The sequence below is a fragment of the Streptosporangium album genome (assembly GCF_014203795.1).
GTDB lineage: Bacteria > Actinomycetota > Actinomycetes > Streptosporangiales > Streptosporangiaceae > Streptosporangium > Streptosporangium album.
This window is the reverse complement of sequence record NZ_JACHJU010000004.1, coordinates 83,007-102,590: the sequence shown is the minus strand read 5'-3', so window position 1 is coordinate 102,590 and position 19,584 is coordinate 83,007. Positions and strand designations below refer to the sequence as shown.

18 protein-coding genes and 2 pseudogenes are annotated in these 19,584 nt (G+C 68.3%); 17 read left to right on the top strand and 3 right to left on the bottom strand.

Annotated elements, in window-relative coordinates:
* Positions 1-164: 164 nt before the first annotated feature.
* The 14 genes and pseudogenes from FHR32_RS34310 to FHR32_RS34250 all read left to right on the top strand — a co-directional run bounded on the left by FHR32_RS34310 (position 165) and on the right by FHR32_RS34250 (position 14,300).
* Positions 165-551 (top strand): hypothetical protein, encoded by a 387-nt coding sequence (locus FHR32_RS34310; RefSeq protein WP_184758718.1) that lies wholly within the window; start codon positions 165-167, stop codon positions 549-551.
* Positions 548-1,063, top strand: coding sequence for a hypothetical protein (locus FHR32_RS34305; protein ID WP_184758717.1), 516 nt, complete (start codon positions 548-550; stop codon positions 1,061-1,063). Before FHR32_RS34310 ends, FHR32_RS34305 begins: the two co-directional genes overlap by 4 nt.
* 127 nt (positions 1,064-1,190) lie before the next feature.
* Positions 1,191-2,429: pseudogene (locus FHR32_RS34300) on the top strand (IS701 family transposase); the annotation flags it as partial.
* Positions 2,430-2,438: 9 nt separating this feature from the next.
* Positions 2,439-3,005 (top strand): hypothetical protein, encoded by a 567-nt coding sequence (locus FHR32_RS47735; protein ID WP_425584247.1) that lies wholly within the window; start codon positions 2,439-2,441, stop codon positions 3,003-3,005.
* A gap of 91 nt (positions 3,006-3,096) precedes the next feature.
* On the top strand, positions 3,097-5,337 hold the full coding sequence (locus FHR32_RS34295) for an ATP-binding protein (RefSeq protein ID WP_184758715.1): 2,241 nt from the start codon (positions 3,097-3,099) through the stop codon (positions 5,335-5,337).
* A gap of 139 nt (positions 5,338-5,476) precedes the next feature.
* Positions 5,477-6,499: a hypothetical protein gene (locus tag FHR32_RS34290; RefSeq protein ID WP_221466642.1), complete on the top strand. Its 1,023-nt coding sequence runs from the start codon at positions 5,477-5,479 to the stop codon at positions 6,497-6,499.
* Positions 6,496-7,611 (top strand): DUF5624 domain-containing protein, encoded by a 1,116-nt coding sequence (locus FHR32_RS34285; protein ID WP_184758713.1) that lies wholly within the window; start codon positions 6,496-6,498, stop codon positions 7,609-7,611. The genes FHR32_RS34290 and FHR32_RS34285 overlap by 4 nt, the downstream gene beginning before the upstream one ends.
* A 9-nt stretch (positions 7,612-7,620) precedes the next feature.
* Positions 7,621-8,820, top strand: coding sequence for an amino acid ABC transporter substrate-binding protein (locus tag FHR32_RS34280; RefSeq protein WP_184758712.1), 1,200 nt, complete (start codon positions 7,621-7,623; stop codon positions 8,818-8,820).
* Positions 8,820-9,692: a branched-chain amino acid ABC transporter permease gene (locus FHR32_RS34275; protein WP_221466641.1), complete on the top strand. Its 873-nt coding sequence runs from the start codon at positions 8,820-8,822 to the stop codon at positions 9,690-9,692. Before FHR32_RS34280 ends, FHR32_RS34275 begins: the two co-directional genes overlap by 1 nt.
* Positions 9,689-11,413 carry a branched-chain amino acid ABC transporter ATP-binding protein/permease gene (locus FHR32_RS34270; protein ID WP_184758711.1) on the top strand — a complete coding sequence of 575 codons (1,725 nt, stop codon included), beginning with the start codon at positions 9,689-9,691 and terminating at the stop codon, positions 11,411-11,413. Before FHR32_RS34275 ends, FHR32_RS34270 begins: the two co-directional genes overlap by 4 nt.
* A 5-nt stretch (positions 11,414-11,418) precedes the next feature.
* Positions 11,419-12,123: an ABC transporter ATP-binding protein gene (locus FHR32_RS34265; protein WP_221466640.1), complete on the top strand. Its 705-nt coding sequence runs from the start codon at positions 11,419-11,421 to the stop codon at positions 12,121-12,123.
* A complete protein-coding gene (locus FHR32_RS34260) occupies positions 12,120-12,866 on the top strand; it encodes an HpcH/HpaI aldolase family protein (protein WP_184758709.1) in 747 nt (248 codons plus the stop codon). Before FHR32_RS34265 ends, FHR32_RS34260 begins: the two co-directional genes overlap by 4 nt.
* Positions 12,863-13,693 carry an amidohydrolase family protein gene (locus FHR32_RS34255; protein ID WP_221466639.1) on the top strand — a complete coding sequence of 277 codons (831 nt, stop codon included), beginning with the start codon at positions 12,863-12,865 and terminating at the stop codon, positions 13,691-13,693. Before FHR32_RS34260 ends, FHR32_RS34255 begins: the two co-directional genes overlap by 4 nt.
* A 25-nt stretch (positions 13,694-13,718) precedes the next feature.
* Complete coding sequence (locus FHR32_RS34250) at positions 13,719-14,300, top strand: TetR/AcrR family transcriptional regulator (RefSeq protein WP_184758708.1); 582 nt, start codon at positions 13,719-13,721, stop codon at positions 14,298-14,300.
* 2 nt (positions 14,301-14,302) lie between these two features.
* On the opposite strand, the gene FHR32_RS34245 is transcribed toward FHR32_RS34250, so the two are convergent.
* Positions 14,303-15,238: an alpha/beta hydrolase gene (locus tag FHR32_RS34245; RefSeq protein ID WP_246468323.1), complete on the bottom strand. Its 936-nt coding sequence runs from the start codon at positions 15,236-15,238 to the stop codon at positions 14,303-14,305.
* 5 nt (positions 15,239-15,243) lie between these two features.
* The gene (locus FHR32_RS34240; RefSeq protein ID WP_184758706.1) at positions 15,244-16,428 is read right to left on the bottom strand and encodes a multidrug effflux MFS transporter; all 1,185 of its coding nucleotides are present in this window, start codon (positions 16,426-16,428) and stop codon (positions 15,244-15,246) included.
* Between the two features lie 49 nt (positions 16,429-16,477).
* On the opposite strand from FHR32_RS34240, the gene FHR32_RS34235 reads away from it, so the two are divergent.
* Both FHR32_RS34235 and FHR32_RS34230 read left to right on the top strand, forming a co-directional pair.
* Positions 16,478-16,972, top strand: a complete 495-nt coding sequence (locus tag FHR32_RS34235; protein WP_184758705.1) for a MarR family winged helix-turn-helix transcriptional regulator — start codon at positions 16,478-16,480, stop codon at positions 16,970-16,972.
* Between the two features lie 239 nt (positions 16,973-17,211).
* A pseudogene (locus FHR32_RS34230) lies at positions 17,212-17,583 on the top strand (transposase); the annotation flags it as partial.
* Positions 17,584-17,627: 44 nt separating this feature from the next.
* On the opposite strand, the gene FHR32_RS34225 reads toward FHR32_RS34230, so the two are convergent.
* Positions 17,628-18,941 carry an ISAs1 family transposase gene (locus FHR32_RS34225; RefSeq protein ID WP_184758704.1) on the bottom strand — a complete coding sequence of 438 codons (1,314 nt, stop codon included), beginning with the start codon at positions 18,939-18,941 and terminating at the stop codon, positions 17,628-17,630.
* A 134-nt stretch (positions 18,942-19,075) separates the two neighbouring features.
* On the opposite strand from FHR32_RS34225, the gene FHR32_RS34220 reads away from it, so the two are divergent.
* Positions 19,076-19,510, top strand: a complete 435-nt coding sequence (locus tag FHR32_RS34220) for an integrase core domain-containing protein (protein ID WP_184758703.1) — start codon at positions 19,076-19,078, stop codon at positions 19,508-19,510.
* Positions 19,511-19,584: the final 74 nt, after the last annotated feature.

Genomic DNA, 19,584 nt, shown 5'->3' with positions numbered 1-19,584 from the left:
CCGTTGGATTTTTCGCCAGTGCTACCGGGACCCCGAAGACGGCGGGCGTCGACCGGGTCAACCACGCCACCTACCAGACGGTCTTGGGCACGGCGCCCTCGCTGGCCATCGTCTTGGATCCGCAGGCATGAGAGGCTGAGGAGGTCGTCGACTACGTCAGCGACATGAACAACAGTCCCAACCGCGACCTGCTCGTCTCGGCGCTGCTCGCCGACGACGCCGTGACCCGCGCCGAGCTGGAGGCCGAGTTCGACAAGCAGCGGGCGGAGCGAGAAGAACAGGGCGGCCAGCAGCCGCCGAAGCAGCCCACGGGCAAGCCCGATCCCAGCGCCGCGCTGGTCGCCGATCTGCTCGCCCTGGCCGCGCAGTCCGCACGGATCATCAGATGCCTTCCCAAGACAGTGCAGCTGGACCTCGCGCAGCAGGCCAACGCCTCTGTCGCCCTGGACGACCTGGACGTCTTCACCAAGAGGGTCCGTCAGATCGCCGCGATCCGCACGGTCAGCGTCCCGGCGCAGCGGCGGCCGCAGCGCGAGAAGGCGACAGCATGAACCAGGACCCGCCCGAGGAGGCTCTCGACGACGGCGAGGAAGCCCTGCAGGCGGACATCGACGAGTTCGTCACCCTCGATCGCAAAGGCCCTTGGAAGCTCGCCCTTCTGGTCGCCAGGCGAGTCACGCCCGGCGAGGGCACCGGCGTGAGAATCGATTACCAACCTCGGAGCGGCCTGAACGCCTTCCGGCGCATCAGCGCCGGAGAGTTCGCCCGCCGGGCCAGCACTACACCCAGGCGCGTCATGGCCCTCTTGGATGCGTGGAATCGGCTCGCCGCCGACGGCGTCGTCCCGCACGCCGCTGCTCTACGCCCGGACACGAACATCGAGTCTCCTGATACCGGGGAGTATCCCTTTTACGGCAAGAACGGCTATTACCGCAGTTGGGAGGCCACGGGTCTCTCGACCGAGCGGCGTGATGCGGTCGAGAAAGAAGCGGAAAAGAGCGGGACCCGGCCTTCGGCTGTCACCTATTACGGCAGCCGCCATTCGCTATGTGAGCTGGGATGAAGCGCCGCTGATCGATGCGGTCTTGTGACGGTGATCCCGCACAACGAGAGCAGCCGCTCGTGATCATGTCTGTGTGACGAGAACAAGATCGAGAGCGGCTGCTGCTCTCATCGTAGAGGCCGCGCGGGTGCGGCGGAACGCTGAGGACCTGACAGCCGCGCCGGCACCGATGTTCGCCCGGATCGAGCCACGGCTGCAGGCCGCCAAGTACGTCCGCGCCCTGATGTCCGACCTGCCCAAACGCAACGGCTGGACGATCGCCGAGTGGGCAGGCGACCACAGCCCGGACGCCACTCAGCGCCTGCTGAACCGCGCCAGCTGGGACACCGCGGGCGCGATGAGTATCGTGCGCCGCTTCGCCGTCGCCCGCCTGGACACCGCCGCCCCGCCCGCCGCCTTGAAGGTGGGCGCGCTGGACGAGACCGGCCAGGAGAAGAAGGGCACCGCCACGGCGGGCGTCAAGCGCCGGCACATGGGCTGCGCGGGCGGCGTCGACAACGGCATCAACACTGTGCACCTGGCCTACATCCGCGCCGGTGCCGGGCACGCGCTGATCGCCTCTCGGCAGTGGATCCCCGCCGAGCAGATCAGCGACCCCATCACCGCGATCACCACCGGACCACCCCTGAACCTGGCCTTCGCCACCAAGGGCGAACTGGCCATCGACCTGCTGCGCGATGCCTACACCGACGGCGTACGCCTGGACTTCGTGGCCGGCGACGAGGTCTACGGCGCCTGCACCAAACTCCGTGCCTTCCTGGAAGAACAGCAACAGGCCTACGTGCTGCGCATCCGCGCCACCTTCACCCTCACCCTCGGCGGCGGCACCTGCCTGACCTGCACCCAGGCCGTGACCAAGCACCTGAGGCAGAAACGTAAGTGGACCATCCGCTCAGCCGGTGACGGCTCCAAGGGCGAGCGCACCTACGCCTGGGCCTGGATCGCCACCGCCAGCCCGGCCCACTACCTGCTCATCCGCAAGCACCGCACGACCGGCGAACTGGCCTTCCACTACTGCTTCGTGCCCGACGAGCAGCCCGTCACCCTACCCCGCCTGATCTCCGCCGCCGGGCTCAGGTGGCCAGTGGAGGAGAGTTTCGAGTTCGGCAAGGACCTGTTCGGCCTGGACCAGGCCCAGGTCCGCCTCTATGAGGCGATCCGGCGCCACACCGTGCTCGTCATGGCCGCCCTGGCCATCTGCGCCGCCGGCGCCGCAGCCGCCCGACGCCGCACCGACACCCAAGCCCCGCCACCCACCAGCCCCGACCAGGCCTCACCCGAGGACCCCGGCATGATTCCGCTGACCATCGCCGAGATCAAAAACTTGGTCAACGCCACTACCACCCGCACCCCCTCGCTGGGACACGCGACCGAGATGCTGGAGCACGCCCTCCGCAGCGACGTCACGCCGCAGATCGCCTGGGGTCACTTTTTCGTCGCGCGTGCGCTGCTGCAGCTCGGACGGCTCGACGACGCGGTGGTGTCGGTGTCCAGAGCAGCGGAGATGTTCAAGGCCAGCAGCGATATCCTGGCCTACTGCCAGGCGCTCGGCATGGCCGGAGAGTGCCTTCGGCACGCAGGGCGTCACGCCGAAGCCCTGGATCGTTACCTGGAGATGTGCGATCTGGCCTGGTCGGAGGTGAAACCGAGCATCGCGGCGCTCACCCGGCCCAACGCGTTGGCCGGCGCCGGGTTGTGCCTGTCGCTGCTTGGCCGCCGGGCGGAAGCGATCACCGCATTCACCGAGGCCGCCGATCTCTTCGAGCAACTGTCTCCGTCTGGCTCGCAGGACCGTTGCCTGATGAGATTCGCGGAAGTGCTGGCTGCGGAAGGCCGGTCCGGCGAAAGCCGTACGGCCTATCTCCGCGCGGCCGAGGTGTTCGAGGTGATCGGTGAGGCGGAGGCAGCAGGCCACTGCCGAGACCGGGCAGCCGTGCCATGACGGCTTTCTTCGTTCGGCTCGGAACGACCCAGGCTCGGGTGGACGGGCAAGGCATGCAGTGTGAGCATCGTTCTCATGATCAAGTCAGGTGATGAGTATGCCTAGCTTCGCCGAGCTACTGCGCCAGCATCGGCACGCCGCGCGCCTGACCCTCGAACAGCTTGCCGAAGCCTCGGGGGTCAGCGCCCGGACCCTGTCCGACATGGAGCGCGGGCGCAGCAAAGGCCCGCAGCACCGCACCGTCACCGCCCTGGCCGATGCCCTCGGGCTCGGGGGAACCGACCGCAAGCAGCTCATTGAGCAAGCCAGGGAAGGCCGCCTGCGGGATCATTGGTCGCGCCCGATCGGCTTGTGCGAGCTGCCCCGGTCAGTGGATGACTTCACCGGTCGGGCCGCCGAGCTGGCCTGGACCGACGACTTCGTGCGCACCGGAGACACGCCGGGCGCCGCCGGAGTGGCTCTGATCACCGGCGCGGCGGGACTCGGCAAGACCACGCTGGCCGTGCGCGCCGCCCACGCGCTCCGTCCGGTCTTCGCCGACGGGGTGTTCTTCGTCGACCTGCTCGGCATGTCACCCCAGCCCCTGACCGCCGACGAAGCACTGGCGCAGCTCCTGCGAGCGCTCGGCGCACCCGAGGGACAGGTACCTCACGACACCCCTGCACGCGCCTCGCTCTACCGGTCATCGCTGCGCGAACGGCGCGTCCTGGTCGTGCTCGACAACGCACGCTCCGAAGAGCAGCTCCGCCCGCTCCTGCCCGGCGGGGGAACCAGCCGGGTGCTGGCCACGAGCCGGCGGTTGCTGGCCGGCCTGGAGGGCGTGCGGCGGCTGAGCCTCGGCCCCCTGCTGCCTGCGGAAGCCACCGAGCTGCTGACCGGCATCCTGGGCGGCTCCGCGGGCGCGGACGCCGACATTGGCGAGCTGGCCCGGCTCTGCGGTGGTCTGCCGTTGGCCTTGCGAATCGTCGGCAACCGGCTGGCCAGCCGCCCAGGATGGCGACCCGGCGAACTGGTCGAGCGACTGACGGATGAGGAGCGTCGCCTCGACCAGTTCAAAGCCGGTGACCTCAAGATCGCCAGCGCCTTCGCCATGTCCTACGACCAGCTAGGAGACCTCGCCCAGCAGGGCTTCCGCCGTCTCGCGCTGGTGCCTGGCCACGACTTCGATTCCGCCTTGGCCGCAGTGGTCGCCGGGACCTCGATCGAGGACGCCTGGGACGCCCTCGACGAGCTCGTCGACCTCGGATTGCTGCAGGACGGCAGATCGGGCCACTACCGCTTCCATGACTTGGTACGGCTGTTCGCCCGCGAACGGTTACACACCGAGGACAGCCCCGCCGAGCGGGAAACGATCACCCAACGGATGGCTTCGTGGCTGCTGCGGATGGCCACCCTCGCCGGCCGGTGGTTCGAACCCACCTATGGCGCTCCCGAGCAGCCCGAAGCTGGCTTGGCCTCGCCGGAGGACGCGGACACCTGGCTGCGGCTGAACGTGGACAACTGGATGGGCGCGTTACGGCACGCGGCCAGCCGCGGACAGCATGCCGTCGTCCTGGAGTGCGCCGAGTCGATGCACTGGTTCTCCGACCGCTGGATGCACGGCCTGCACTGGCAGGAGGTCTTCACCCTGGGCGTCGAGGCCGCCGAGGCACTCGGTGATCTGGAGCAGCAGGCCACCCAGCTCAACTATCTGGCATGGGTCCGCTCGCTGCCGCCCGGCGATCCAGAGGCCACGATGTGGTTCGCGAACCGGGCGCTGAACCTGGCCACCCGTTGCGATGCCACGGCGCAGATCGCCTGGGCCCACTGCTATCTCGCGGCCGCCCTTCGCAAGCTGCAACGGCTCGACGAAGCCGCCGAGTCCTACGCTCAGGCGTCGGAGATGTTCCAGGCCGCCGGTGACATGAACGCCTACTGCCAGACCACCGGTGGATTCGGCGACTGCCTGCTGGACGCCGGTCGCCACGAGGAGGCACTGAAGCAGTACCTGGCCATCCGGGCGCTGCTGGAGGGCGAGGCGTCGGGGGTGACGCCGAGCATCGCGGCGGTCACTCTCGCCTACACGGCGGCCCGGGTCGGGGGTTGCCTGCGGGCGCTGGGCCGCCGGGCCGAGGCGATCGACGCGTTCGCTGAGGCGGCCTCGATGATGGAGGACCTGCGGTTCGGCAACTTCTCGCAAGCTCGCATCCTGCAGGTCCTCGGCGACATGCTCGTGGAGGAAGGCCGAACTGCGGAGAGTCGGCAGGCGTATTCCCGTGCTGCCGAGGTGTACGAGGCGATCGGTGAGGCGGATGCCGCCGGGCACTGCCGCACCCTCAGCTCGGCAGGCTGAGGGCGAATTCATATTCATCTCCGCGCAGGCTTGTCAACGCGTCGCGCGATCTCCATTATGAAAATGAATTCAAATTCATTGTGGAGGTCGTATGCACCTCGTGGAGTGGTGCCGCATCCCAACCTCTGGCGCTCGGGCGATGGAAGCCTTCGAGCTGAACGGCCTGTCGCTGCTGGCTATCCCGCAACTCGCCGCCGACGTGCCGGGCCAGCCGCCTCGCATGAACGGTGGCGACAGCGACATCGAGATGCCGGTGCTCCGCCGTACCGCTGAAGGGTTCGAGCCTTTCCAGAGCCTGCCGGTGCCGGGTGGCGAGGACGCGGAGTTCTTCCGGATCGGCGAGCGCTCGTTCCTGGCGACCGCGAGCATCCGGCGCGGCCACGGTCCCTACGACTACGGCGTGGACGCTCAGGTTTTCGAGTGGGACGGCGCCCGGTTCCAGCTCTTCCAGAGCGTGCCTGCCTTCGCGGCCAAGCAATGGCGGCACTTCACCATCGCCGGCGAGCACTTTCTGGCCCTGGCCCAGGGTGTCCCACAGCCCGGTAACCAGCCGTCGCGGATCTACCGATGGGACGGCCAGGCCTTCGAACCCTTCCAGGAGATCACCTCGGAGCAGGGCTACAACTGGCACGCCTTCCGCGTGGCGGGGCACAACTTCCTCGCCTACGCCGACCACCTCGCGCCGTCAGTCCTGTACCGCTGGGATGGGTCGCGCTTCGCCGTACACCAGAAGCTGGCCGAACAATACGGCCGGGCCTTCGCCTTCTTCAGCGCGGACGGCGAGGATTACCTGTTGGTCGGCTGCATCCAGGGCACCTCGCGGCTGCTGCGGTGGGACGGCGAGACCTTCGCCGAGCACGCCGTGCTGGCGGGGACAGGCGCACGCGAGTTCGCGATCCTGTACGGCGAGCGCGGCCTCCATGTGCTGCGCGTCAACTTCATCCACGGCACCCCCGCCGCGCCGACGACCGCGCTCAACTCCCAGCTCTACCGCTGGCAGGACGGCGGCTTGCACGTCGTGGAGGAGTTCCCCACGACCGGCGGCACGGACGTGACCGTGTTCGACGGCGACCTGGTGGCGGTCTCGAACGGCCTCAGCGCCGATGTGCGGTTCGCCGCCGAGAGCGTCATCTACCGGTTCGTGGAGCAGGAGCACCCTTGAGCGCCGAGTTCCTCCGCCTGTTCGCCACCTACACTGCCGATCCGGACAGCATCGGCAGGAAGCTGGGCCGCGCGGTCGCGGATCGGGCCCGGGACGAGCCGCTGATCGTCGCGACCGCCACGGACATCGCCCTCTATCCGGGCGGCGGCAGGGTGCCCACGGTCGAGGGGTTCCGGCTCTCGACCAGGGGTTTCAAGGAGCTGACCGCGATCTCGCACCTGGGTCCCGCCGTGGCCTCGCTGGTCAGGCTCCGCGACCTGGGCGAGGTGTCCTGGCGGGAGGACGCCAAGCGGCTGCTGACCGAGGTCAAGGCCACCCGCGCGGCCAACAACACAGAGCTGTGGCGGGACCGGATCGCGGTCGAGGCCTATCGGGGCAAGGAGCACGAGATCGCCGACATGGTCGATCGCGCGTGCGCCGTGACCACGCACTACCTGACGACCGCGCTGGCCGACGGGGAGTACCTCACGCCGGAGACCCTGCGTCGCGACTACCTGGACGACGGCGTCAGCTCGATGATGGTGGCCACGTTCTTCCTGGTCAGCCTCGACATCTGCTTCCGCGTCACGCGCTGGCTCACCGAGCAAGAGGTCCACTGGGAGCGGGCGATGGTGGTGGTCGCGGGCAGGCAGGGCCGCCCGACCGCAGGCGTCACCTGGAACACCAGCAGTGTGGCCACCATGATCCTGGCCGCCTCTCGTGGCCGCCTCCCGCTGGATCGCGTGTATGTCGCTCCGCACGCGCCCACCTTCTCGTATGCCCCAGAAGATCTCACCGAGGTGATCGCGCTGGAAGAGGAGCTGCGCGCGCTCTGGTGCGGCACCCGCGCCACCGTCGAGCTCGGTGAGGTGATGTTCGCCGGCTACCCGCGCTACGCGCCCGGCGGTCTCACGCTCCCCGACGTCACCGATCGTGGTGTCGCCGTGGTCAGCGAGATGCCCGCCATCCATTCCCCCGAGGACATGCGGGCACTGGTGACCAGGCTCCGCGTCGTGCTGGAGGACCCGAGGCAGCTGCTGTCCAGCTGCGTCACCGACTTCGCCGCCGCCTCCCTGGCTGCGGCGGGCAACGATCCCACCCAGGTAGTGGTGCCTGGGCTGAACACCCCCTGAGAGCGAACCATGACCATCGACCGGCGCTCGTTCCTCATCGGCGCAGCACTGCTGCCCATCGTCACCGCATGCGGCTCGTCCGGCTCAACCTCGTCGAGCTCCCTCAAGATCGGCGCGTCGCTCCCGCTGACCGGCCCGGCAGCGGACGTCGCCGACCCCGGCTACAAGGGCTACCAGGTCTGGCAGAGCCAGATCAACGCGAAGGGTGGCCTCCTGGGCCGCCAGGTGGAGTTCGTCATCCTGGACGACGGCTTCGACCAGAACACCGTCGTCTCCAACTACAACCGGCTGATCACCCAGGACCGGGTGGACCTGCTGATCGGTACCTTCTCCTCCTTCCTCAACCTGCCCGCCTCGACCGTCGCCGACCGCAACCGCATGCTCTACATCGAGCCGTCGGGCGGCGCGGCCGAGATCTTCTCGCGCGGCCACACCAGGCTGTTCTTCAGCCAGCCGGGCACGACCGACACCGCCCACCGGCCCTTCGCCGGCTACATCGAGGGGCTGAAAGAGCGGCCCGCCACGGCGGCCTACCTGTACCAGGACGACCCCAGCACCGACGTGCCCGTCCAGAACATGCAGAAGACCTTCGAGGGCCTCGGCATCAAGACCGTCTACGCGCAGAAATATCCCGCCGACACCAAGAACTTCGACGCCATCGCCAACGCCATCCGCCAGGCCAACCCCGCGCTCCTGGTGCACGGCGCACTGGAACTCGACGGCGTCGCCGTGGTGCAGGCCCTGCAGCGCATCGGCTTCACCCCGTCGATCCTCTATCAGACCCGGGCTCCCTCCAGCGTCAACACCTATCCGCAGGCCATCGGCGCCGGAAACACCGAAGCCATCTTCACCGCCGGCAGCTGGCACCCGGCCTCGAAGTACCCGGGCAACGGCGAGTTCGTCGCGGATTACCGCAAGCAGTTCAAGCAGGAGCCGAGCGAGGACGCCGCCAACTCCTACACCGCCGCACAGGTGCTCCAGGCCGGTGTGCAGGCCGTCGGCAAGCTGGATCAGGACGCCATCGCCGCCTGGCTGCACGCCAACACGGTCGACACCATCGTCGGCCCGCTCAAGTGGGACAAGCGTGGCGTGCCCGACGGCAGCCTGCCGCTGATGCAGTGGCAGGCAGGCAACCTGGAGGTCGTCGCCCCGCCCTCGGCCGCGACCGCCTCCTCCGTGATCGCCGCCAAACCGAGCTGGGCGGCCTGATGCAGCCGCTGCTCTTCGGCCTGCTGGTCGGCGGCGTCTACGCCCTGGCCAGCAGCGGCCTGACGCTGATCTTCGGGGTCATGCGCATCGTGAACCTCACGCATGGCGCGGTCCTCATCGCCGGAGCGTTCCTCACCTACACCATCTGCACGGCGACGGGCATCGACCCCTTCGCGACGATCCCCGTCGTCGGCGCGGTGCTGGCCGGGCTGGGCTGGCTCATCCACAAGCTCGTCGTCCAGCGGGCCGAACACGGCGGCGAGGGCACGGTCATCCTGTCCACGCTCGCGTTCGCCATGGTCCTGGAAGGCGTCACCATCCTCATCTGGGGCCACGAACCGCACACCGTCGCCACCTCCTACGCCCGCGCATCCTTCCGCCTCGGCGACCTGGTCTTCCCCACGGCTCAGGTGTACGGCTCGGCCGTCGCGCTCGCTCTGCTGGCCGCGCTGTACATGGTGCTCAACCACACCTGGCTGGGCAGAGCCGTACGCGCCGCCACCGCCAACCCGCAGGGCGCCGAACTCGTCGGCATCCGCGTGGAGCGGGTCAACCTCGCCGCCTTCGCCCTCGGCATCGCGCTGACCGGCGCGGCGGGCTCCATCCTCGCGGTCCTGTCACCCTTCACCCCGGACTCCGGCGAGCAGTGGATCGGCCTCGGCCTGGCCATCGTGGTGCTCGGCGGCATGGGCAGCCTCGGCGGCGCACTGCTCGGCGCACTGATCCTCGGCGTGGCCGAGACCTTCACCGCCACCTACGGCTCGCCCGCGTGGGCCACCGCCATGCCCTTTGCCGTCATCGTGCTGGTCCTGCTGCTGCGCCCGCAGGGGATCTTCGGCGTTAGAGTCCGACAGGACGTGGTGACAGCATGAGAATCCCGCTCATCGCAGCCGGCGTCGTGCTCGCCGCGATCCCCGTGTTCTGGGGCGACGCCTACTACCTGAACATGCTCATCCTGATCTTCCTGCTGGCGACCATGGCCAGTTCCTGGAACATCATGGGCGGCTACACCGGCTACATCTCCCTCGGCCAGAGCGCCTTCCTCGGCATCGGCGCCTACACCACCGCCATCGCCGCCAACGCATGGTCGATCTCGCCTCTCCTGGCCGCGCCGCTGGGCGGTCTGGTGGCCGGAGCGCTCGCCGCCCTGCTCGGCCTGGTCACCTTCCGAACGAGAGGGAACGCGTTCATCATGATCACCTTCGCGATGCTCCACCTGCTCGGCATCGTGGCGCTGAACTGGACGTCGGTCACCAACGGCAACGACGGCATGATCCTGCCCGCGCCGACCTGGGAGCGGAACTACGCCCTCTGGCCCTTCTACTACGTTCTGCTCGGCCTGCTGGCCCTGACGCTGCTGATGTCGAAGACGATCGCCGCCTCCCGCTTCGGCCTCGGGCTGACCGCCATCCGCGAGGACGAGGAGAAGGCCGCGGGCATCGGGGTCAACACCTCGGCGGCCAAGCTCGCCGCCTTCGTGGCCAGCGCCGTGCCCATCGGTATCGCGGGCGGCGTCTACGGCTACTACCTGGGCTTCCTCGACTCCAGGGCGATGTTCAGCATCGTCACCAGCATCATGATCGTGCTCGCCGCGCTGCTCGGCGGCACGGGCACACTGTGGGGTCCCGTGCTCGGCGCCTTCCTGCTGGAGCCGTTCTCCCAGCTGACCAACCAGCTGTTCACCGGCCCGGCCGCGGGCGCCTGGCGGCTGATCGTCTTCGGCGGGCTGCTCCTGGCCGTCCTGCTCTTCCTGCCTCAGGGCATCATTCCCGGAGTACGGCAGGCGCTGGCCCGGCGAAAATCCGCCGCCGTAGGCAAACGCCTGGCACCGGGTGACATCCCGGCCTGGCTCACGGTGCGCGAGGGTGCACGGCTGGAAGTGCGCGATGTGCGCAAGAGCTTCGGCGGGCTGACCGTCCTGGACGGCCTGGACCTCACCGTCGAGCCTGGCTCGATCACCGGGTTGATCGGGCCCAACGGCTCGGGCAAGACCACGCTGTTCAACCTGATCGACGGCGCGACGAAGCCCGACGGCGGCCAGATCCTGCTCGACGGCCGGCGGATCGAGACCGCCGACCGGTGGGCACGCAGCCGCGCGGGCCTGGGCCGTACCCACCAGATCACCAGGCTCTTCCCCAAGCTGTCGGTGCTGCGCAACGTCGTCGCTGGGTCCGACGGCACCTGGGCGGCCCCGGCGATCACCGGCGCCCAGGCGGCCAGGGGAGTGGAGCTGCTGGAGCTCGTCGGGCTGAGCGACTACCGCGACCTTCCGGCGGGTGAGCTCTCCTACGGCCAGCAGAAGCTCGTCGAACTCATCCAGATCCTCATGCTCCAGCCCCGCCTGGTCCTGCTCGACGAGCCCGCGGGCGGCATCAACCCGACGCAGATCGAACAGATGGGTGCACTGATCCGCGAGCTCAACCGGACCGGGACCACCTTCCTGATCGTCGAGCACAACATGCCCTTCGTCCTCGGGATCTGCGACACCGTCCACGTCCTGGCGGGCGGGCGCCGGATCGCCTCGGGCACGCCGCAGGAGGTGCGCAGCGATCCGCTGGTGCTGGACGCCTACCTGACGGGAGCAAGCCAATGATCTCGATGAGCGGCGTCTACGCTGGCTACGGCGGTGGCGACGTGTTACAGGGGCTCGACCTTGAGGTCGCCGCCGGCGCGGTGACCTGCATCGTCGGCCCCAACGGCGCGGGAAAGTCCACGGTGCTGCGGACCATCAGCGGCCTGCTCACCCCGCGGCTCGGCACGATCAGCTTCGGCGGCCGTGACATCGCCGGGCGTCATCCCGCCGAGCTGATCAAGGCGGGGGTCGTGCAGGTGCCACAGAAGAACGGCCTGTTCCCCGCGATGACCGTCGCGGAGAACGTGCTCCTCGGCGGCTACGTGCGCCGCCGGGAGAAGGCGTATCTGAAGGCGCGCCTCGCCCAGCTCGCCGAGCGCTTCCCGATCATCGGCGAGCGGGGTGGCGAGCTGGCCGGGAACCTGTCGGGCGGGCAGCGGCGGACCGTGGAGTTCGCCAGGGCGCTCATGCTGGAACCGGCGATGGTCCTGCTCGACGAGCCCTCTCTGGGACTCGACCCGCGCGCTCTCGGCCTGGTCGGCGAGGCTGTGAACGCCATGCGTGACGGCGGCGTCACCGTGCTCATCGTCGAGCAGAACGTGCGCTTCGGGCTCGGAATCGCCGGCCACGGCATCGTCATGGAGAGCGGCCGCGTGCTCATGGCCGACTCCGCGCAGGCCATCCTTGACGACCCGGAGATGGGCGCGCTCTTCCTGGGCGGTGCCCCGTGAGCGCTTTCCTGGACCGGCTGAGGGAGGGGCTGCCGACGCTCATGCTCGGCATCCGCGGCAGCCGTACCACCGAGGTCGTCCGGATGGCACACGCGACCGGCCACCACGCCACCCTGATCGACCTGGAACACTCCACCATGTCCACCGACGTGGCGGCGCAGCTCTGCTCAGCCGCCGACAGCCTGGGCATGACGCCACTGGTGCGGGTGCCGGAACGCGAGTACGGCATGATCGGCCGGCTGCTGGACGGCGGCGCTCACGGCATCGTCGCCCCGCGGATCGAGACGGCTGAGCAGGCGCGAGAGGTCGCCCGCGCCTGCCGCTTCCCGCCGCGAGGGCAGCGCTCGCAGCTCGCCCAGGTCCCCCAGTACGGCATGCGGCCGTTGCCCGCCAGGGAACTGAACCCGGCGCTCGACGACGCGGCGGTGGTGCAGATCCTCATCGAGACTCCAGCGGGGATCGCGCGAGTGGACGACATCGCCCGGGTGGGCGGCGTGGACATGATCGCGATCGGCGCCAACGATCTCACCGCCGAGCTCGGCGTGCCCGGCGACTACGACGACCCGCGCGTCCTGGACGCGATCGCCACTGCCGCCCGCGCCTGCCGTACACACGGAAAGCTGCTGGCCGTCGGCGGCATGCCGATGACAGGCCTCGCCGGCGTCTGCCCGCTCCAGATCACCGGGATGGACTCCGCCCTGCTCTTCAAAGCCATCCACTCCGCCGCGAAGGAGGCGCTGTGACACCCCTGCAGACCATGCCCATGCGAACCACGACGAGCAATACCCAGCCGCGCTTCAGCATGCCGCCTATGAGCTGCGACTCGCATTTCCACGTCTTCGAACCTGGCTACGCGCATGTCCCCGAGCCGCTCTACACCTTCCCCGACGGGACGCTGGAGCAGTACCTGCGCCTGGCCGACCGGCTCGGCATCGAGCGGATGGTGCTGGTGCAGCCGACCTTCTACGACACCGACAACAGCCTGCTCCTCGACGTGTTGCGCAAGGTGGGGTCGCGTTGCCGAGGTGTGGTCCGCGTCGATGACTCGGTGAGCGATGCGGAGCTCGACGCCCTACATGACGCGGGTGTGCGGGCGATCCGGCTCGACCTGTTCGCCCGCGCCGACTGGTCCACGGAGGAACTCGTCGCCTACCTCCGCGCGATGACTGACCGTGCCCGGCTGCGCGGTTGGCACCTGCAGTTCTATACGCCGGGCGCGGTCGTGCAACGCCTCCTGCCCTTCCTGACCGGCTTCGAGCACACCTTCGTCATCGACCACATGGGCTACGGGATGGATCTCGACGGGCTGCTGCCGCTGCTGGCGGGCGGTTTCTGCTACCTCAAGCTGTCAGGCCCCTACCGGTTGAAGACGGACGTGGAGGCGCTGGCCAGGGCACTGGTCGAAGCCCGGCCCGACCGGCTGCTGTGGGGCTCGGACTGGCCGCACCTGCCCAACGGGCAGCGTGACACGGGTGAGCTGCTGAACCTGCTGGCCGGCTGGGCGCCCTCGCCGGAAGATCGTCACCAGATCCTCGTCGAGGCACCCGGGCGCCTGTTCTATGCGCAGTAATCTTCAGTCGGGGAGGCAGAAACTGGTGAAATCCAAGCGCACGGAGGCAGAGCTCAAGGACGCCGCGCGGCGGCTCCTGACGCGCACGAGCTATGCCGAGATCAAGATCACCGACATCACCGCAGAGGCAGGCAAGGCGGTCGGCTCGTTCTACCGCTACTTCGAGGACAAGGACGCGCTGCTCACCGCGCTGGCCGGGGATTTTCAGGCAGCTTTGCGCTCTCGCGTGGTCGAGCAACTCGGTCACGAGCACGGGATCTCCACCATCGAGGACGTTCGCCATCATGTCCGCGCGTTCTGGTCCACCTACCGTGAGCATCTGCCGGAGATCGTCGGGATTTTCCAGGCGTCGATGTCCAACGGCACCTTCCGCCACATCCACGACGAGTTGCGGGAACGCCAGGTGGAGCACTGGACCCGGCACATCCTGGCAGCCGGCGGCCGGACCGAGGATGCCGCCCGGCTGTCGGCGCTCGCCGTCACCTGCATGCTGGAGTACTTCTGCTACCACAGGCTCGCCGAGCACCCAGGCGGCGACGACGACGAGGCCATCGCAACCCTGACCCAGCTGATCGCCCAGGGGTTGCTGGGAGGGGTTCCCGCCTGACTTCAGCTGCCGGATGCCAGCCTCGAGCGGAGAAACCTCACGATGATCTCCATGACCTGCGTGCTGGTCCACATCCGGGCAGAGTTCGACAGCGCTCCGTGTCCGGCGCCCTGAAGGACGTAGCGGGTGCTGTCCGCGCCGACACGGCGTAGTGCCTGATGCAGCCGAGCGGTCTGCGAGGGAGCCACGATGCGGTCGTCGTCACCGTGCAGCAGCAGGAACGGCGGCGTCTCCGACGTGACGTGGCAGGCGGGATCGGCACCGGTCACCTCGTCGGGATGATCGGCCATGTCGTGGCCGGGCCCCAGCAGGTAGGCAGGCAGTGCTGCGCCGGGCCCGGTGAAAGCCTCCACCGTGGCGGCATCGAAACCCTCGGCCACGGTCGACAGGTCGGAGGCGCCGAACACATCGAGCACCGCATCAACCCCCAGGCCAGGATCGCCGGCGGCCATGGCGACCAGGTATCCGCCCGCTGATTCACCCCACAGCGCGGTGCGGGTGGGGTCGATCCCGTACTCGTCGGCGTGGAGGCGCAGGAAGCTCAGCGCGGTGGCGATGTCGGCCAGTCCGTCGCGATAGATGGCACCATCCCGGATGGTGCGGTAGTCGATGCTGGCCACCACGAACCCCGCCTCGGCAACATAACGGCGCTGCCCAGCGGCCATGGCCCGCCGGGCGGTGACGAAGCCGCCCCCGGGCACGTACACCACCAGCGGGTGCGGCCCAGGCGTCCGCGGGGTCAGGATGTCCACGCGCAGCTTGCGTCCTGGCACCGAGTAGACGATTCCACGGTGGGCTCGGACACCACGGCCGGGCCTGATCGGATCGGTGGCCTCGACGCGCAACTGGATGCTGTCGGGGTCGCTGTCCGGAGCGGCCACGCTGGACAGGTGGATCGGGCGGCCACTCAACGTCGCCAACGCCATGATCAGACGCATGGTGTTCACGCGAAACTCCCTTCCTCCAGCGGACGCCACGGCCGTGCCACCAGGAGCGAAAGCACGGCCAGGACCAGTACGGCCCGCATGACTCCCGCCATCGCACGCAGCGTAGTCCCGCTCAGCGGAGCCGCCAGGGCACCGAACAGATACGCGGCACTGCCGGACAGCGCGGATGCGGCTCCGGCCTGGGAACGGCCGATTGTCTGGGTGATGGTGGTGACGGCAGGGAAGATGCCGCCGACGCCGAACAGGACTACAGCCAGACAGATCCAGGTGTCGGCGAAGGACGTCTGGAAACTCAACGCGAGCGCACCGATCGTGGCGATGACGACGTAGCCCGACAGCAGCCTGGGCAACGCCACCCGCCGGGAAAGCGCGCCGAAACCTGCGCTGGCCACGAGCATGGCGGCGGCGTTGGCGGCGAACACCAGCCCGTACTGGACCGCGCTCAGTCGGAAAACGTCCTGGAAGACGTAGCTGGAGGCGCCGACGTAGACGAACATCGCCGCGGCGGCGAAGCCCAGGGTCAAGACGTAGCCGGTGAAGGCACGCTGGCGCAGCAGCACCGTCATGGAGCCGAAGGCCTGGCGCAGGCCGCCTGCCGATCTACGATCGGGAGGCAGCGACTCCGGCACGCCCAGCCAGGTCGCCGCCAGCATCCCCAGCCCGAGCGCGGCCAGCGTCCAGAAAACCGCCCGCCAGCCCGAGGCGCTCACGATCACCCCGCCCAGCAGCGGGCCGACAACCGGTGCCACTCCAAGGATCATGGCCAGGATGGAAAAGTAGACCGGCAGCCGCGGCCCGGCGAAGCGATCGGTCAGGATGGCGCGTGCCAGCACCAGCCCGGCGGCACCCGCGCACCCCTGCAGGAACCGCCCGGCCACCAGCAGCGGCGCGGTGGGCATCAGCGCGCAGCAGGCCGACAGCAGTGCGAATGCGGCGGTCCCCGGCACCAGTAGCTGTCGTCGGCCCAGCTTGTCGCTGAGTGGGCCGATCACCAGCTGGCCGCCCACCAGCCCGATCAAGAAGGCGCTCATCGACAGCTGCGCCGCCTGCTCGCCCGCGCCCAAGTCCCGGCCGAGAGCGGGGAAGCCGGGCACATATATGTCGATGGCCAGCGGCACCACTGCGGTGAGCAGGCCGAGGACGCCCAGAAGCAAGGCGGGACGCCGAGTGGTCTCTATCATGGAAACAAAAGTAACCCAGTAGTCAACTGGTTAACAATATGGGGATCGCATGAGCCGGAGCACCGATCGTGTCCGTGAGCTGTGGGCCGCCGCCCGCCCGGATCTCGACACGTCACCGATGGAAGTGGTCGGCCCGCTCAAACGCGTCGTCGCGCTCCTGGACGAGGCATTGGATCCGCTTTACGTCGATACCGCGCTCACCAGCGCGGAGCTCGATGTGTGCCTGCGGCTGCGGCATGATCCCAATCCGACCATCGCGCGTCATCTGGCCGCGCAGATGCGGCACTCCCGCGCCGCGATCAGCAAGACGCTGACCCGGCTGGAGAGCCGTGGCCTGATCGCGAGGGAACCCAGCCCGGCCGATCGGCGTGCCGCGTTGGTACGGCTGACCGCCGCGGGCGAGGCGGCCGTCGATGCGATCTTTCCACGACAGTTGGCGCGGGAGGCTGAACTACTGGAGGGGCTGGGGGCGGATCGTGAGCGCGTGATCGAGGCGCTCAACTTGCTGGCAGACATTCTGAGTGATGCACGAAAGCCGGACTAGGTCTAAGAGGGCATTTATCTATGTTCTGTGGGGATACGTCGCCTTTGAGGCTATTGACTTTTGGGGCGCGTCGTCCTGAAGGAGTGCATTCATGCGGTCCGCAGTGGCGATCGGAGCGCCCGTTTGATTGTCATATGTCACTCGGATTCCGTCTGGTTTAGAGATGGCCCGGAAACTCCCAACCAATCGCGGACGTCGAGGGGCGCCACCGATCATGCAGTTCATGTAAAAACTTTGCCATGACTGAACGGAAAACATACCCCAGTGATCTGTCCGATGCCCGCTGGGCATTAATCGAGCCCACCTTAACCGCCTGGAGGCAAGCCCGACTCGATCGCAGGCCCACCGGCCAGCCAGCCTCGGTCGAACTGCGGGAGGTATTCAACGCGATCCTTTATGTCAACAGGACGGGAATCGCCTGGAAATATCTGCCCCACGACTTTCCGCCGCACGGTACCGTCTACGCCTACTATGCAGCCTGGCGGGATGAGGGAATCTTCGCGCAGCTCAATTACGACCTGACCGGCCTGGCCCGCGTTAAGGAAGGCCGCAAGGCGGAACCGACCGCATGCGTGATCGACACCCAGAGCGTGAAGACTTCCACCAACGTCAGGGCCCCGGCGTTGATTCGCTATGTCCCGCTTCTTCGGGTTGATCAAATGTTGTAGACGGCGAAGGCGTCGTTGTGATCGAGGAGGTCGCGGCGGGCATGGGCGATGTTGGCTCGGTCTGCCAGACGGGCGGTGCTGATCGCCAGATTGCGGAAGCTGGCCAGGGCTCTGGGTGCGGTGCCTGTCCGGAGCTGGGAGAGGTCCTCCCGGAAGGTCACGTCGCGGACCCGGTGGAGACGATTTTCCACTCCCCAGTGCGCGCGTTCGTAATGGTTGAGCTGGGCGGGCCCGGCCAGCGTGGTGGGCATGCCGGTGATGCCGTACACGATCTCTTTGCTGGTCCATGCGCCGTCCAGATCGCCGACGTCGCGGCGGAGCCGGAAGGCTTGCCGGGCACCTGGGAAGAGGGTGTCGTCTGCTTCGGCGGTGCGGATGGTCCGGCGTTCGGTGCGGTCGTGCCCACGATCGCACTCGATGGCGGTGGTGTCGCTCCATTCGGCATCCGGGCCGCTCAGCAGGGCTTGCGCGGCGGTGCGGGCCAGCGGTTGGTTTCCCTTCAAAATGAGGATGTAGTGGGCTTCCAACTGCTCGGTGATCAAGCGGGCGGTGGCCTTGGTGGTGTGCAGGGCGTCCAGAGTCAACACCATCCCGGCGACCTCCAGCTGCGGCAGCGGCGTGCGGGCGGCCGGGCCCTCGCCCCGTTTGCCGGCGACCTGGCACTGTCCAAGGATCACCCCGTGCTCGTGGCTGATCGCCCCGACCAGAAAGACGCGCCCGCCCTGCTCGGTCCGGGCGCCGCGGCTGACCTTGCCGTCCAGGGCGGCACCGGGCAGCAGCCCGTCCGGGGCGGGATGGGTGAGCTGCCGTCGGGCTGCGCGGCGTTGCTCGCGCTCGACGGGGCCGGGTGTATCGGGGATCTGTGGGATGGGTGCCGCCTGGCGTACGGCATCGGCCACGTAGCCGCTGATCGCCGCGTCCAGCGCGTCGGCGTCCACGTCGGCCAGGACCCGGCGGAAAGTTCGTTCGCCGGGCACGGTGAACAGACCGGTGAACGGGTCACGGTAGGCGCCCAGCCGCTGCGGCACCTGCTGGGAGGTCCGGGCGGCCCACTGCCAGATCGCCGCGATGCTGTTGCTGCCGACCACGAGCGTCGCGCACGCGGTCAACGCCAAGATGACCACCAGCGGATGCCGCAGCCCGCAGGCCGAGCGCTGATCGGGCACTGTCGCCAACCGGCCCAACAACGCCGATTCCACCACGACCGGGTCGGCGGCCGGTTCCGCTTCCCACAACGCCAGGTCGGCGAGCCGGTCAAGACACGGGACGGAACAGGGGCTGGTCGGGGAAGATGGGGACACGAGCGCGACTCCTGCTGCGATCTTGGGTTTGGAGACCTGAAAGATCACCAGAAGTCGCGCTCTTTCGCATGTCACCTGCCGAAACCCTCAACCGCGTCATACCGCATCAGAACTCAAGAACGCCGGGGCCCTGGATGACCTCGAACACCGTTTCCGGGCTGCTCGCGCTGCTGGGAATCGACCAGTCCCATTCACGGCCGCGTGTGTCCAACGACAATCCGTACTCAGAAGCGCAGTTCAAAACACTCAAGTACTGTCCCGCGTTTCCTGGCACGTTCGGGTCCGTCGACGATGCCAACGTCTTTTGCGACCAGTTCTTCCGGTACTACAACAATGAGCATCGCCATTCCGGCATCGGAATGCACACCCCGGCATCGGTGCACGACGGCTCCGCGGCCGAGATCCACGCCAGGCGGGCCGCCACGCTGAACGCGGCGTTCCTGGCCCACCCCGAGCGGTTCCACGGCCGGCGGCCCTGTCCGCCGCCGCTGCCCTCACGAGTGTGGATCAACAAACCACCCACGACCCAAGAGGTCGATCCTTCACCACAAACCACACAAGTAGCCTGATGTCTCAACCGGTTTGACAGATTCCGGCCTGCGTATCGAACGTCAGGGCGTCGTCGAGCGTCCCATGATTGGCT

Bases quoted from the DNA above. Each gene is read 5' to 3' on its own strand.
- FHR32_RS34270 (WP_184758711.1), top strand. From the start codon at position 9,689: ATGAGAATCCCGCTCATCGCAGCCGGCGTCGTGCTCGCCGCGATCCCC.
- FHR32_RS34240 (WP_184758706.1), bottom strand. From the start codon at position 16,428: ATGATAGAGACCACTCGGCGTCCCGCCTTGCTTCTGGGCGTCCTCGGC.
- FHR32_RS34295 (WP_184758715.1), top strand. From the start codon at position 3,097: ATGAGTATGCCTAGCTTCGCCGAGCTACTGCGCCAGCATCGGCACGCC.
- FHR32_RS34280 (WP_184758712.1), top strand. From the start codon at position 7,621: ATGACCATCGACCGGCGCTCGTTCCTCATCGGCGCAGCACTGCTGCCC.
- FHR32_RS34275 (WP_221466641.1), top strand. From the start codon at position 8,820: ATGCAGCCGCTGCTCTTCGGCCTGCTGGTCGGCGGCGTCTACGCCCTG.
- FHR32_RS34265 (WP_221466640.1), top strand. From the start codon at position 11,419: ATGAGCGGCGTCTACGCTGGCTACGGCGGTGGCGACGTGTTACAGGGG.
- FHR32_RS34290 (WP_221466642.1), top strand. From the start codon at position 5,477: ATGGAAGCCTTCGAGCTGAACGGCCTGTCGCTGCTGGCTATCCCGCAA.
- FHR32_RS47735 (WP_425584247.1), top strand. From the start codon at position 2,439: ATGCTGGAGCACGCCCTCCGCAGCGACGTCACGCCGCAGATCGCCTGG.
- FHR32_RS34245 (WP_246468323.1), bottom strand. From the start codon at position 15,238: ATGCGTCTGATCATGGCGTTGGCGACGTTGAGTGGCCGCCCGATCCAC.
- FHR32_RS34235 (WP_184758705.1), top strand. From the start codon at position 16,478: ATGAGCCGGAGCACCGATCGTGTCCGTGAGCTGTGGGCCGCCGCCCGC.
- FHR32_RS34305 (WP_184758717.1), top strand. From the start codon at position 548: ATGAACCAGGACCCGCCCGAGGAGGCTCTCGACGACGGCGAGGAAGCC.
- FHR32_RS34220 (WP_184758703.1), top strand. From the start codon at position 19,076: ATGACCTCGAACACCGTTTCCGGGCTGCTCGCGCTGCTGGGAATCGAC.
- FHR32_RS34310 (WP_184758718.1), top strand. From the start codon at position 165: ATGAACAACAGTCCCAACCGCGACCTGCTCGTCTCGGCGCTGCTCGCC.